This is a genomic window from Pseudomonas sp. AC252, from assembly GCF_979258105.1.
Genome location: NZ_OZ409837.1, coordinates 4,517,011 through 4,529,489 on the forward strand (window position 1 = coordinate 4,517,011; position 12,479 = coordinate 4,529,489).

At 61.8% G+C, this 12,479-nt stretch carries 8 protein-coding genes and 1 pseudogene; 4 read left to right on the forward strand and 5 right to left on the reverse strand.

Annotation, left to right across the window (positions count from 1 at the left end; all coding sequences use genetic code 11):
• The first annotated feature begins 151 nt into the window (after positions 1-151).
• Positions 152-1,180, forward strand: a complete 1,029-nt coding sequence (locus ACZZZ4_RS20840) for a chemotaxis protein CheB (protein ID WP_310405132.1) — start codon at positions 152-154, stop codon at positions 1,178-1,180.
• Between the two features lie 194 nt (positions 1,181-1,374).
• Positions 1,375-1,704: an alpha/beta fold hydrolase gene (locus tag ACZZZ4_RS20845; protein WP_463548639.1), complete on the forward strand. Its 330-nt coding sequence runs from the start codon at positions 1,375-1,377 to the stop codon at positions 1,702-1,704.
• Between the two features lie 31 nt (positions 1,705-1,735).
• Here ACZZZ4_RS20845 and ACZZZ4_RS20850 read toward each other — a convergent pair whose 3' ends face one another.
• Positions 1,736-2,752, reverse strand: a complete 1,017-nt coding sequence (locus ACZZZ4_RS20850) for an NAD(P)-dependent oxidoreductase (RefSeq protein WP_415762742.1) — start codon at positions 2,750-2,752, stop codon at positions 1,736-1,738.
• A 114-nt stretch (positions 2,753-2,866) separates the two neighbouring features.
• Positions 2,867-4,690, reverse strand: a complete 1,824-nt coding sequence (locus tag ACZZZ4_RS20855; protein WP_463548640.1) for an NAD(P)-binding domain-containing protein — start codon at positions 4,688-4,690, stop codon at positions 2,867-2,869.
• Between the two features lie 245 nt (positions 4,691-4,935).
• On the opposite strand from ACZZZ4_RS20855, the pseudogene ACZZZ4_RS20860 reads away from it, so the two are divergent.
• A pseudogene (locus ACZZZ4_RS20860) lies at positions 4,936-6,824 on the forward strand (sigma-54-dependent Fis family transcriptional regulator).
• A 355-nt stretch (positions 6,825-7,179) separates the two neighbouring features.
• On the forward strand, positions 7,180-7,659 hold the full coding sequence (locus ACZZZ4_RS20865; protein WP_129998515.1) for a trypsin-like peptidase domain-containing protein: 480 nt from the start codon (positions 7,180-7,182) through the stop codon (positions 7,657-7,659).
• On the opposite strand, the gene ACZZZ4_RS20870 is transcribed toward ACZZZ4_RS20865, so the two are convergent.
• Genes ACZZZ4_RS20870 through ACZZZ4_RS20880 form a run of 3 tightly spaced genes read right to left on the reverse strand, consistent with a single transcriptional unit; the run spans position 7,660 to position 12,448 of the window.
• The gene (locus ACZZZ4_RS20870; protein WP_463538797.1) at positions 7,660-8,847 is read right to left on the reverse strand and encodes an HlyD family type I secretion periplasmic adaptor subunit; all 1,188 of its coding nucleotides are present in this window, start codon (positions 8,845-8,847) and stop codon (positions 7,660-7,662) included. It abuts the gene before it with no gap.
• A 5-nt stretch (positions 8,848-8,852) separates the two neighbouring features.
• On the reverse strand, positions 8,853-11,015 hold the full coding sequence (locus ACZZZ4_RS20875; protein ID WP_463548641.1) for a type I secretion system permease/ATPase: 2,163 nt from the start codon (positions 11,013-11,015) through the stop codon (positions 8,853-8,855).
• The gene (locus ACZZZ4_RS20880) at positions 11,012-12,448 is read right to left on the reverse strand and encodes a TolC family outer membrane protein (protein ID WP_463548642.1); all 1,437 of its coding nucleotides are present in this window, start codon (positions 12,446-12,448) and stop codon (positions 11,012-11,014) included. The genes ACZZZ4_RS20875 and ACZZZ4_RS20880 overlap by 4 nt, the downstream gene beginning before the upstream one ends.
• Between the last annotated feature and the right edge of the window lie 31 nt (positions 12,449-12,479).

The following is a 12,479-nucleotide window of genomic DNA, read 5'->3' on the forward strand; positions in this document are numbered from 1 at the left end:
TTTTTTCGAACCTTTTCAGCGAAATACCTATCAACACGAAGGAGAGGTTATCGCTTGACGGCGAACACAGACAAAACACTCATTCACATGGCTGGATGGGGGCGCTGAGGTATGTAGGTGCATGCGTCAGCGCGCAACCCGGGATTGATCCATGCAGCAAGAAAGCCACAATTACCCAGTCATCGTTATCGGCACTTCCAGCGGCGGACTCGCTGCGTTGCGTGAATTTGTAGCCGAGCTTTCGTCCGATTTGCATGCGGCCGTGTTCGTCACAATGCACATCGGAGAACAACCTAGCGTTCTGCCAAACCTTTTGGTCCAGGCGAGCCCATTACCCGTCGCCTTCGCCGTGCATGAAGAGCAGATCCAGCCGGGGCGTGTCTACGTTGCGCCTCCGGACAAGCATCTACTGGTCAAAAAAGGAATTATTCAGGTTTCTCGCAGTGCCAGGGAAAACCACTCTCGGCCTGCAATTGACCCGATGTTCAGATCGGCGGCCATCAGCTACGCAAGCAATGCCATAGGGGTGTTGATGACCGGTGATCTTGATGACGGTGTAGTCGGGCTCCAGGCAATAAAGGCCTATGGCGGACTGGCTTTTGTGCAAGATCCCGAGACTGCCGAAGCACCGTCAATGCCGTCGAGCGCCCTTCGTCATGTGAATGTGGACGGATGCCTTCCGCTCAGAGAATTGGGCAAGAGACTGGTACAGATCATCGAACAGCGTGCAGCCGAGGCGAACCTCCCTGCGGAGGCACAACGCATCGAGCCGTTCGCCACTGAAAATGATCTCACCGAGGATTTCAGCAAAGGCGGCTCCAGAGCGCTGGACGAGATAGGTGAAATCGCTGGCATGTCTTGTCCTGAATGCGGAGGCGCGCTGTGGGAGGTAGAGGCGTCCTCACCACGCTTTCGCTGCCATACCGGTCATGCCTACACCGCCGCCGCGTTATTTCACGCCCAGAATGAGACGTTGGAGGAAGCGCTCTGGGTGGCCGTTAGAGCCCTGCATGAAAAACAGTTACTCCTGGGGCGGCTGATTCAAAGCAGCAAGGATCGCGGCCGCATTGGCGCGTTACAAGAATACGAACTCGCAAGTCAGGGGCTCGAAAGTCACAAGGAGACGCTTCGAGCATTGATCGCATCGTTACGACCGGTTTCACTGACAAGCCAAATCTAAAGCTGCCGGTGGGCATTTACTCCGGTCAAAGTAGCGAGGTAGGAACTTTCTCATGCCGATCCGAAAGCTGACCGTCAAGGATTTGCAGGTAAACGTCTCAATCTCCGGCGAGGGCCCGCCGTTACTGCTGCTTAACGGTTTGGGTGGTCTGATCAGAACATTCGATGCCTTGCCGCTTCGGTGTTGCCAGGGGCATGCTCAGCGTCAACCCACGAACTTATTACCACCAGCTAGCCGCTTTGGCAGGTTGGACCAGCCTGCTGCGGCTACCCCGTTTGCGCGCGCACACGCTCATTCTTATCGGCGACCGTGACACCTTGGTACAGCCGTACAACGCGCACATTCTGCGACGTTCGATTCCACAAGCCGAACTGCGCGTGCTGAAGGGGGAAGGGCATTTTTTTGTGGTGACCAGCGCTCGGCGAACTGCCGAGCTGATGCTTGGTTTCCTTGGCCGACATCAAGACGAAGAACAGGATGCGTCTCTAAGTGCAAGCCGCTTCCAGATCGCCAACCACTTGTGAACTTTCAACCGCCATTTTTGACGTGTATTTTTTATCCATTCACATCCCCGTCCAGCTCAATCAACTCACCGCCGTCGTCTCTCAATCGCTGCAAAAACACTCGGGCATCCAGCAACTGATACGGGAAATACAGCCCCGGCCTTACAGGCGCTTGCCCATTCAGCCCAACCAATCGCTCCAGCAACATGGCCACACTGAGCCCGGTCAACGCCGCCGCACCCGCGCGGTGAACCACCGCATGCCGTGTGCGCAACGGCTGTCCATCGCGATCCGTGCCTTCGAGTTCGATGAGGATTTCCGTCGACATCGGCTGGCCCTGACGCCGGGTCGAGCTGATGCCGCTGGCGAGGTTGAACTCGACGTTCGGGGCGTCGGTGGCGGCGGCCAGGCCGGTGACGTCGATCGAGGAAAAGCCGGCGCCCTGCAGGGTCGTACCGTCGACGGCGCGGAAGCTGACCTTGGCGTCGTCGCCTTCGCGCCAGATGAATTTGCCGTCGCGGCGGGTCAGCGCAGCGGGCAGCATCTTGTTCAGGTGCTCGAAATCGACGGCTACAGTCGGGCCGCCGCCGTCCTGTTCGTCGACCAGCGCATGAATGCGGATGTCGTGCACGCGGGCGAATGCCTTGGCGATGTGCAGCGTCGCAACTGTGGTGGCGCCGACCATCCATTCGTAGCCGAGGACAATGGGAGACGCGTCAGGCGCGTGAATGAAACTGGCGATTTGCGGGGCGATTTCGAACACGCCGGAAGAGATGCTCAGGTGCGGCACCTTACGCTTTTGCGCAAAGCGCAGCCCGGCGAGGGCGTGGTCCATGTAGAACAGGACGATGGCGCTGACCGGGCGATCACCCAGCCCCAGATCTTCTGCGCGAGCATCGATGACCACACCTTGGGCATTGCCGATGTGCTCGGCGGTTTGCTCAGCCTTGGCGAGGTCGCGTCCGCCGATCAGCAAGGGTACGTCGGGATGCGCCGCGCGCAATGCGCGGGCCGTCTGGTGGCCGATAGCGCCGGAACCGCCCATGAACAGGATGGGATGAAGTGGCATGAATCCTCCGCATTTTTCCTGGTTTGAAAGGTGCTCTGGCTAGACACCCTAGCACGCACTTTCCAGTTCGCCGGTGCGCCTGGCCGGCGCACCGACGAACGACCACTTGCGGAATCAGCCCAGATGATGCCGCTCTGCAAGGCGATAAACATCGGTGTCGAGGCCTTCGAAACGAGCCTTCAACTGCAACGCCAAGTACAGCGAATAGTGCCGTGACTGATGCAGGTTGCCGCCGTGAAACCAGAGGTTCTGCTGCTGGGTCGGTTTCCACATGTTGCGCAGTTCACCTTCATACGGGCCGGGGTCGTTGGTGGTGCCGGAACCCAGGCCCCAGCAGCGCCCGACCTTGTCCGCGACTTGCTGGGAAATCAGTTTCGCCGCCCAGCCGTTCATCGAGCCATAACCTGTCGCATAAACGATGAGATCGGCCAGCAAGCGGCTGCCATCGGTGAGCACCACCGCATCCGCTTCGATGCGTTCGACACCGAGGCCGGGGGCGCTCTTGAGCCTGATCGTGCCGTTGGCGATCAATTCCGAGGCGCCGACGTCAATGTAGTAACCCGAGCCACGGCGTACGTATTTCATGAACAAACCCGATTCGTCATCGCCGAAATCGAGCATGAAACCCGCACGGGCCAGGCGTTCATAGAAGTCCTTGTCGCGCTCCTTGATCGCGTCGAAGACCGGCCGATGAAACTGTGGCATGACCTTGTACGGAATCGAGGCGAACAGCAGGTCGGCCTTGTCCGTGGTCAGGCCAGACTCCAGCGCCTCTTCGGAATAGAGGCCGCCGAAAACCAGTTCCATCAGGCTGTCCGAACGCACGATGTGCGTACTCGAACGTTGCACCATGGTCACCTCGGTGCCGTTTTCCACCAGATCGGCGCAGATGTCGTGGGCCGAGTTGTTCGCGCCGATGACCACAGCGCGCTTGCCTTTCCACGCATCGCCGCCGGGGTGGCGGCTGGAGTGATGTTGCTGGCCCTTGAAGTCTTCGGCGCCGGGATACACCGGCACATTCGGTACCCCAGACATGCCGGTGGCGAGGATCAGTTGCGTCGGCTGCAGGGTGATGCGCTCGCCGTTGCGCAGGACCTCCACGGTCCAGCGGTCAGTCTGTTCGTCAAACGTAGCGCCGAGGCATTCAGTGCGCGGCCAGTAGTTGAGTTCCATGACCTTGGTGTACATCTCCAGCCAGTCGCCGATCTGGTCTTTCGGGGTGAACACCGGCCAGTGGTCGGGGAAGGGCAGGTAGGGCATGTGGTCGTACCAGACCGGGTCGTGCAGGCACAAAGACTTGTAGCGACCGCGCCATTGATCGCCGGGGCGCTCGGCCTTATCGATGATCAGCGTCGGTACACCCATGCGTTTAAGCCTCGCGCCGAGGCCGAGCCCGCCCTGACCGCCGCCGACGATCAGGCAGTACGGTTGCGTGGTGATGCCCAGCGCCGCTTCTTCATCGCGGCGGCGCTCCAGCCAGTTGCGCTTGTCAGCGTGGGCATGGCCGTGGCTCGCGCCCATCGGCCGGCGGCGGCCGCTGGGTTCTTCGAAGCCTTTGAGTTCGCGCATGGTGGTCAGCAGCGTCCAGCACAAACCGTCCTTCAGGCGCACGTAGCCTTTGCCGCGCGCCGTGTCGGTTTCCAGGCTCATCCAGCCTTCGAGCACGCCGTCGCTGAGCGTGGCTTCACCTTCGAGTTGCCAGCGCTCGGGCCGGGTCTGCTCAAGGCGTGTTTCGAGCATGTCGCGAATCGCCGGTTTGCCTTCCAGCGTGACGAGGTTCCAGCTGAACAGCAGCAAGTCACGCCAGTGGCATTCTTCGGCAAACAGCTCCAGCGTGCCGTCCACATCTCGTTGCGCCAGACGTTCGCCGAGGCGTTCGACCCAAGCGGCAAGTTGCGCTGTTGGCGTTTGCAAAGGGGTTTCGATAGCGATGTTCATGGGGCCACTCCCGATCTTGTTGTTTTGGTAAGCCATGGCACCAGAGCAAGGCTTGGGCCAGCTCTTTGAAAGGCGCTGGCCAGAGCGTCTGATGCAAAAATCGGAGCGAGGTGCAGAGGGCGCCCTGTCACGAATTCGGGAATCGAGGATGACACTGTGTCACTCGGCGCGAGATTCCCTCGCGGCGAGCTTTTCATCTAAGCTGCGGACAGACCGTGTCTTCACCGAAGCGGAGCACAACAACAATGAAACCGGCCTCGATCAACGCCCACGCACGCCAGGTGCTGCAAGCCGTGCAGGGCACTGTAGCCAGTCCCGGCGCGGCGGCAGACCTGGCGATCACTCGCTCATGGCGGCGTTGCCTGGATCAATACCAGCTCGATCCGGCCAGCCGCCGCGCGCCGGATGTGCTTGAACAGGCACGCTTGCGCGAACACCGTGCGCCGCTGGAACACATCATTTCCATCGCCCACTGGCAGATGAACAGCCTGCACCAGCAACTGGGGCGTGACGGCCATGTCGTGCTGCTCACCGATGCACGCGGCGTGGCGATCGACAGCGTGTTCAATGAGGCTGAACGCGGTGAATTCCAGCGCTCCGGGCTGTGGCTCGGCTCGGTCTGGAGCGAGGAGCACGAGGGCACCAACGGTGTCGGCACCTGCCTGGTCGAGCGTCAGCACGTGACCATTCGCCGCGACGAGCATTTCCGTGGCAAGCACGTCGGCCTGACCTGTTCGGCCAGCCCGATATTCGACGCCAGCGGCGAGTTGCTCGCGGTGCTCAACCTGTCTTCGGTGCGCGAGGAGAGCAGCCTTGAGCAACGCTTCAAGGCCATGGCCCTGACCAATCTGTCGGCCAGGTTGATCGAGAGCTGTTTTTCCTTGGCCACGATCCGCAGCGCTATTTGCTGCGGTTTCATCCGGATGCCGGGTTTGTCGGACTGCTGGGTGAAGGCCTGCTCAGCTTCGACGAGAGTGCGCGGATCTGTTCGGTGAATGCGGCGGCGCTGGATCTGCTGGGCCTGAGCCGCGAGCAAATGGTCGGGCAGTCGCTGACCCTGCTGCTGGAAACGCCGATGGAGCAGTTGCTCGATCAGGCCAGTGCTCAGGCCCACGTCTGCTGGCCGATGCGGCTGGTAGATGGACGCCTGTTCTATGGCCAGTTGCGCGGACCGATCCGCTCCGCGCCGTTGACCCTTGCGCCTGTTCCGTCAATCGAGGATGAGCGCGTATGCCTGGAAGACCCGCGCCTGCAACGTGGATTCGCCCGCGCACTGCGAGTTCTTGAGCGTGACGTGCCGGTGTTTCTGCAGGGTGAAACCGGCACCGGCAAGGAAGCGTTTGCGGCAGCGCTGCACCGCGCCAGCTCCCGTGCCGGCCAGCCGTTTATCGCGATCAACTGCGCGGCGATCCCCGAGACGCTGATCGAAAGCGAGCTGTTCGGCTATCGCGGCGGCAGCTTCACCGGCGCGCGCAAGGAAGGCATGGTCGGCAAGCTCGAGCAGGCCCATGGCGGTATTCTGTTTCTCGACGAAATCGGCGACATGCCCCTCGCGCTCCAGACACGCCTGCTGCGGGTGCTCGAAGAGCGCCAGGTCGTGCCGCTGGGCAGCGCAACGCCACGCGCGCTCGATGTCCGTTTGATCAGCGCCAGCCACCAGAATCTGCAAGCCTGCGTGGCTGACGGACGCCTGCGCGAAGATCTGTTTTATCGCATTGGCGGTTTCGCCGTGGAACTGCCGCCGCTGCGCGAGCGTTCCGACAAGGGCCGTCTGCTTGACCTGTTGCTGCGCGAAGAAATGGCGGGCGCCAATGTGCGGCTGGAAGCGGGAGTTCGAGAGCACTTGCTGGCGCAGCCCTGGCCGGGCAACGTCCGGCAACTGCGCACCTGTCTGCGGACGTTGGTAGCGTTAGCGGTGCACGGGCGGATCACGCTGGAGGATGTGCAGGAGTTACTGCCAGCAAGTCACGACCAACCTGTTTACGATCCACTGGGCGTATCCGAACGCCAGACGTTGCTGAGCTTGATTGAGGCGGAGCACTGGCATGTCGCGCGTGTTGCCAGTCGTCTGGGCATCAGCCGCAATACGCTGTATCGCAAACTGCGTCAGCATGGAATCATTCGACCTGGTTGAAGACAATCGCGATCATTTGCGTCCATTCGCTGTTGATCGCGCGCATTGCCGGGAAATTGCTTGGATCCAATCATTGATTCACTATATCGCATGCCGACAGGCGGTAGGCTCAGGCTATTGCTAGAAGTGATGGCGCAATGACATATTGCAGCACCTTCCCTCACTTCAAGATGTACCGAAAATGCGCCCCCTCAAGTCACTTGTTGCAGCGTCGTTGCTGCTCAGCGGGTGCAATGGAATGCCAGTCGCTTTTGTTCAGGATCCTGTTTTAGACCAAGCCTTTGTCGTTCACTCCGGCGCGCCTTTGCCTTACTTGCTGATGGGTTCGGCTGTGCAATGGAATGAGGATTTTGCCGTGACGGTGAAGCACATTCCTTACTTGTCGGGCACGGTTTTCCAGGGGCAGGCAGACGTGCAGTTCTTCCGTCACAAGGCCAGTAGTGTGCCGGCGTGGCGCGGCTACACGCCGGGCGAAGAGCTGACTTCGGTGGGATTCAATTCGCTGTACATGTCAATCAAGGGCACCGGCCAGGCTTTACCGGCCATGGTTCGCCTCGACGTCAAAGAGGGCAACGTGCTTTACGGCACCCACAATGGCGCACTGGCCAAAGGCATGTCCGGCGGGCCGGTGTTTTCCGCCGATGGCAAAGTGGTCGGCATCAACGTGGCGTTCCTCACCCGTGACGACGTCAGCCGCCTCAAGCGCAAGGACCTGCTCGATCAACCGCGCGTAAGCATCTTTTTGCCGTACGCGGAGATCAATCGCGAGTGGTCGCGCTATCAGGCCAGCATCACCCCGACAGCGCCGCCGGCGACCAAACTGGCCAGTCGCTGATCAGCGTTCGCGCAATGCTTCGCGGGCGCGGTTGAGCGGTTTGATCAGGTAGTCCAGCACGGTTTTTTCGCCGGTGCGGATGTCCACCGTGGCGATCATCCCGGGCACGATGGCGAAGCGTTTTCCGGCCTTGTTGCGCAGTTCATCCGACGCGGTGCGGATGAACACGCGGTAGTAGAAGATTTCCGGCTTGGCTTCGTCCTGAATCGTGTCCGGCGAGATCGTCACCACTTCGCCGTCAAGGCTGCCGTAGATCGAATAGTCATAGGCGGTGATTTTCACTTTCGCCGCCTGGCCCGGGTGAATGAAGGCGATGTCGCGCGGCGAGATACGCGTCTCGATCAGCAGTTGTTCATCCAGCGGCACGATCTGCATGACCTGGCCGTTGGGTGCAATGACGCCGCCAATCGTGCTGACCTCGATGTCCTTGACGATGCCGCGCACCGGCGAGCGCAGGGTCAGACGCGACAGTGAATCGGTGCGACCACGGATTACCGCTTCGAGCATCTGCGCTTCGGCGTTGGCCTTGGCCAGGTCTTCGCGGGCGCGGACCATGTAATCGGAACGCGCCTCGGTGGCCTTCAATTCCAGCTCCGAGCGCTGACGGGTCAGGCGCAGCACTTCGACCCGGCTCGAGGCACCGATCTTCGCCAGATTTTCAGTGATCGCCAGTTCGCTGCGCACCAGTTTCAGCGAGCTTTGAATGCCGTCGAGGGTTTCTGCCAGACCTTTGCGCCGGGTCTGGTAGAGCTCGGTTTCGGCGCGGATCAACTCGGGAAATTCTTGCAGCGATGCGTCGAAAGTCAGGGGCTTTTCGCTGACCTCGGCCTGCAAGCGGTTGACGCTGGCCAGCGCTGCACGGTACTTGGCCGCGCTTTCGCCGACGTTGGACTGGTTCTTTACCGGGTCCAGTTGCGCGAGAATCTGCCCGCGCTCGACCAAAGCGCCTTCGCTGACGTTGAGCTGTTCGAGAATGCCGCCCTCCATCGACTGAATCACCTGCTCGCGCGAGCTGGGCACCACTTTGCCGGTACCGGTCGAGACTTCGACGATCTCAAACCACGCCGCCCAGGCAATGAAACAGGCGAGCATCAGCGCGCAACCCCAGATCACTTTTGCACCACCGGCAAGTGCGCGCTCATCGCGGCCGTCGAGGTAGGACATCGGGTCCGGCACGTCGGTCATCATCGGCTTCATACCGTCACTCCTTTGCCCGGTGTGCGCAACCGCGCCAGTGCCGCGTCGCGATGGTCGTCGATGACGATACGTCCGTTGTCGAGAACGATGATCCGCTCGACCAGTTGCAGGACACTGACCCGGTGCGTGGCGACCACCAGCGTTCGGCCCCGGGTCCAGGTCGCGAGTTTTTCCAGCAGCAGCCGTTCGGTGACGTCATCGAGCGCGGCCGTCGGTTCGTCGAGCAGCAGCACTTGTGGCTGGCGGATCAACAAGCGCGACAGCAACAGGCTCTGACGCTGACCGCCCGAAAGGCCCAAGCCACCTTCAAGCACTAAATGATCCATGCCTTTGGGCAGCTGCCGAACGAAATCCAGCGCGCCAGTGACAGTCAATGCGGCGATGATTTCCTGATCGCTGGCCTGACCGGCGCCGAGGGTGATGTTGTCGCGCAAGGTGCCATGAAACAGTCGCGCCTGTTGCGACAGCAGTCCGACGTCGCGGCGCAGGTCGGCCGGATCCAGATGCGCCAGGGCGATGCCGTCCAGGCTGGTTTCACCGCTGCTCAGATCCATCGCGCCGCCCAGCGCCTGCAGCAGCGTTGACTTGCCGGCGCCGTTGCGGCCGAGCAGGGCGATGCGCTCGCCGGGGCGAATGCTGAGGTCGATGTTGTTGAGCGCCGGGGTCGATTCCTCGCTGTAGCGGAAACTTGCCTGACGCATGCGGTAGTCGCCGCGAATCGCCGGCAGGTGCACGCGCTGGCTGCCCTCGGGATGATCCACCGGCATCTGCATGATCCGGTTCAAGCCTTCGAGCGCGACCTTGGCCTGCTGCCATCGGGTGAGCACGTGGGTCAGTTGCGCCATCGGCCCCATCATCCGCGACGACAGAATCGACGCCGCGACCAGACTGCCGGTGGTCAGGTCGCCGGCAATCACCATCGGCGCGCCGAACACGATGACCACTGCGAACACTCCGCCTTGCACGTTCTGCGTCCACGCCACCAGGCTGTTGGTCAAGGTGCGCAGGCGCAGGCTGCTGTCCGCCGAGGCGGCGTTGTACTGGTTCCACTGTTGCTGGAAACGCTGCTCGGCCTGCAATGCCTTGATGTCGTCGAGGCCCTGAATACTTTCTACCAGCATGGCGTTGCGCAGCGCCGCTTCACGCATCGAGGCATTGGCCAGTCGCGCCAGACGCGGTTGCGCGATGATCCCGGGGAGCAACATGAACACCAGCGCCACCAGTGGAATCAGCACCAGTGGCCCGCCGATCAAATAGAACACCAGCAAAAACAGCAGGAAAAACGGCATGTCCGCCAGCGCCGTGGCGGTACTGGAGGTGATCAGGTCGCGGATCTGCTCCAGCTCGCGCAGTTGCGAGATGAACGAACCGGTGGATTTCGGCCGCGCGGAATTGCGCAGACGCAAGGCGTGGCCAAAGACCAGATCGGAGACGCGCAAGTCGGCGCGCTTGCCCAGCACATCGGTGATGCGCAGACGCAGGATGCGCATGACGAAATCGAACAGCAGCGCCAGCATCACCCCACCGAACAGCACGTACAGGGTCGGCAGCGATTCGGCCGGAATCACCCGGTCGTACACCTGCATGGAAAACAGCACCCCGGCCATGCCCAGCAGATTCGCCACCAGCGAGGCGATCATCACCTGGCTGTAAGGGCGCAGATCGGTGAGGACGATGCGCCGGAACCAGTGCTCGTCGTAGGGCTTGATGTAATCGTTGGTGCGCACGTCGGCCACCGGTTGCGTCGGACGCAGAATCACCGTGCGTAGGGCCTGCTCGGCGAGCGCGCCAGCCTCCATGCGACTCTGCAAACCTTGATCGCCACTGAAGCAGATGCCCAGCTCGCCGGTTTCGCCGATGCTTTCGAGCACGCCGACCTGACCGTCGCGCAGTTGCACCACCAGCGGCGTGCGCCAGCGGCTCAGGCTCTTGTTGTCGAATACCGCGAATTTCACGCTCAAACCGGCCTGACGCGCCATGTGCCGAACCACTTCTTCGACGCGGCCTTCGCTGTGCACCGAGGCCAGGCGCACGCTTTCCGGCGAGACGTCGAGTCGGTAGTGGCGGGCGACCTTGAGAACGGCTTCCAGCCACGGCGAATAATCTTCGCGAGCTTCGGCAGCGGCGGGTTCGGGAACAGTGATGCTGGCATCGGTCATGGCAGGATCTCGACATTCTGGATGGCGCTGTGGTCGATGCCGAAGACCCGGCGAATCGCACCGCTGTTGTAGAAGCAGTCGATCTGCAGGCGTTGCAGATCAGCCTGGGTGTTGACCAGATCGAAGCGCGACTGATGGATTTCCTGCTCGGCGTTGAGCAGGTCGAGCAGCGGCCGCGTGCCCAGTTCCAGGTATTGGCGGCCATACAACATGCGCGCCTCGGTGATGCTGCTCTGGCGAAACTCCAGCGAACGCAGCCGTCGGTTCAGGCCCGAGGTTTGCGCCTGGGCTTCAGCCAGACCCTGGCGCGCTTGCAGGCGGGCGAAGTCTTCGGCCGAATCCGCTGCGGTCAGCGCATGTCCGGCGGCGCGGCTGCGCGCACTGATCGCACCGCCCTGATAGATCGGCACTTCGAGGTTGAGGAAGATTCCGACCTGAGTGCGATCGGCGCGCGAGTTCTGATCGTCGTAGTGGTCGTCCAGGTATTGGTTGACCGACGGTTGCAGCGACAGCGTCGGATAGGCTTCGGCCTTGGCCTGGGCCAGTTCGGCCTGGGCCTGGGTGCGTTGCGCGGCCGCCTGGAGAACAGCGGGCAGGGTGTCGGAGATTTGCGAGGCGTCACAGGCCTGAGTCAGCGTCGGCGCGGCAGCGTCGCTGACTGCCGGCGGCGTGCGCCGTCCGAGCAGGCTGGTCAGCGTCGCTTGCCAGCGCGCGTATTGCGCCTTGAATTCCTGCAATGTGGCCGTCGCGCCTTCGGCCCGGGACTGCGCCTGGACCATATCGGAGCGGGTGCTGGCGCCCATGTCGCTGCGTTGCCTGGCCAGGTCGACGATGCCGCCGATGCCCTGAATCTGCTCACGCGCAACCTCGAGCAGACGCTGATAACGCTGTACTTCGATGTAGGCCCCGGCGGTGTCGCGGGCGATGTCGTCGATCGCCAACAGGATTCCGGCCTGACTGCGCGCCACCCGGGCGCGGGCGGCGTCGACCGAACTGGAAACCTTGCCGAAGTCATACAGCATCTGCTTGAGGGAAATGTTCACCGACTGGCTGCCCGCATCGCTGCCGTAACCGCTGGTGTAACCACCCTTGATGCCGCCGGTGACCTGCGGGTAATAGCCGGATTCGGCGACGTTGACCCCTTCGCCTTGCTGGAACAGGGTGCCGATGGCCTCGCCGATCCGTGGGTGCCAGTCCACGGCGAGCCTGACCGCTTGTTCCAGACCCAACGCGTCCGCATCGGCGGACGCTTTGGAAGTAAGGGCAGGGCGCTGACGATTGTCATTGCCTGCCGGTTGTTGCAGTTGCGACGGGCTGATGCTGCGCAAGCTGCTGTCGAGATTGTCGTCGGCGCGAACGTCGACGGTGAAAGCGGGGTAGAGGCCGATGGTCAACAGGACCACCGGCCATTTCTGGCGAAAAACTGACTCCACAGACTTCCCTTACTGTTGAGAGACCAACGTT

What these genes read in the sequence shown, in the direction of transcription:
- ACZZZ4_RS20840 (WP_310405132.1), top strand. Translation starts at nt 152, where the DNA reads ATGCAGCAAGAAAGCCACAATTACCCAGTCATCGTTATCGGCACTTCC.
- ACZZZ4_RS20845 (WP_463548639.1), top strand. Translation starts at nt 1,375, where the DNA reads ATGCTCAGCGTCAACCCACGAACTTATTACCACCAGCTAGCCGCTTTG.
- ACZZZ4_RS20850 (WP_415762742.1), bottom strand. Translation starts at nt 2,752, where the DNA reads ATGCCACTTCATCCCATCCTGTTCATGGGCGGTTCCGGCGCTATCGGC.
- ACZZZ4_RS20855 (WP_463548640.1), bottom strand. Translation starts at nt 4,690, where the DNA reads ATGAACATCGCTATCGAAACCCCTTTGCAAACGCCAACAGCGCAACTT.
- ACZZZ4_RS20870 (WP_463538797.1), bottom strand. Translation starts at nt 8,847, where the DNA reads ATGATGACCGACGTGCCGGACCCGATGTCCTACCTCGACGGCCGCGAT.
- ACZZZ4_RS20875 (WP_463548641.1), bottom strand. Translation starts at nt 11,015, where the DNA reads ATGACCGATGCCAGCATCACTGTTCCCGAACCCGCCGCTGCCGAAGCT.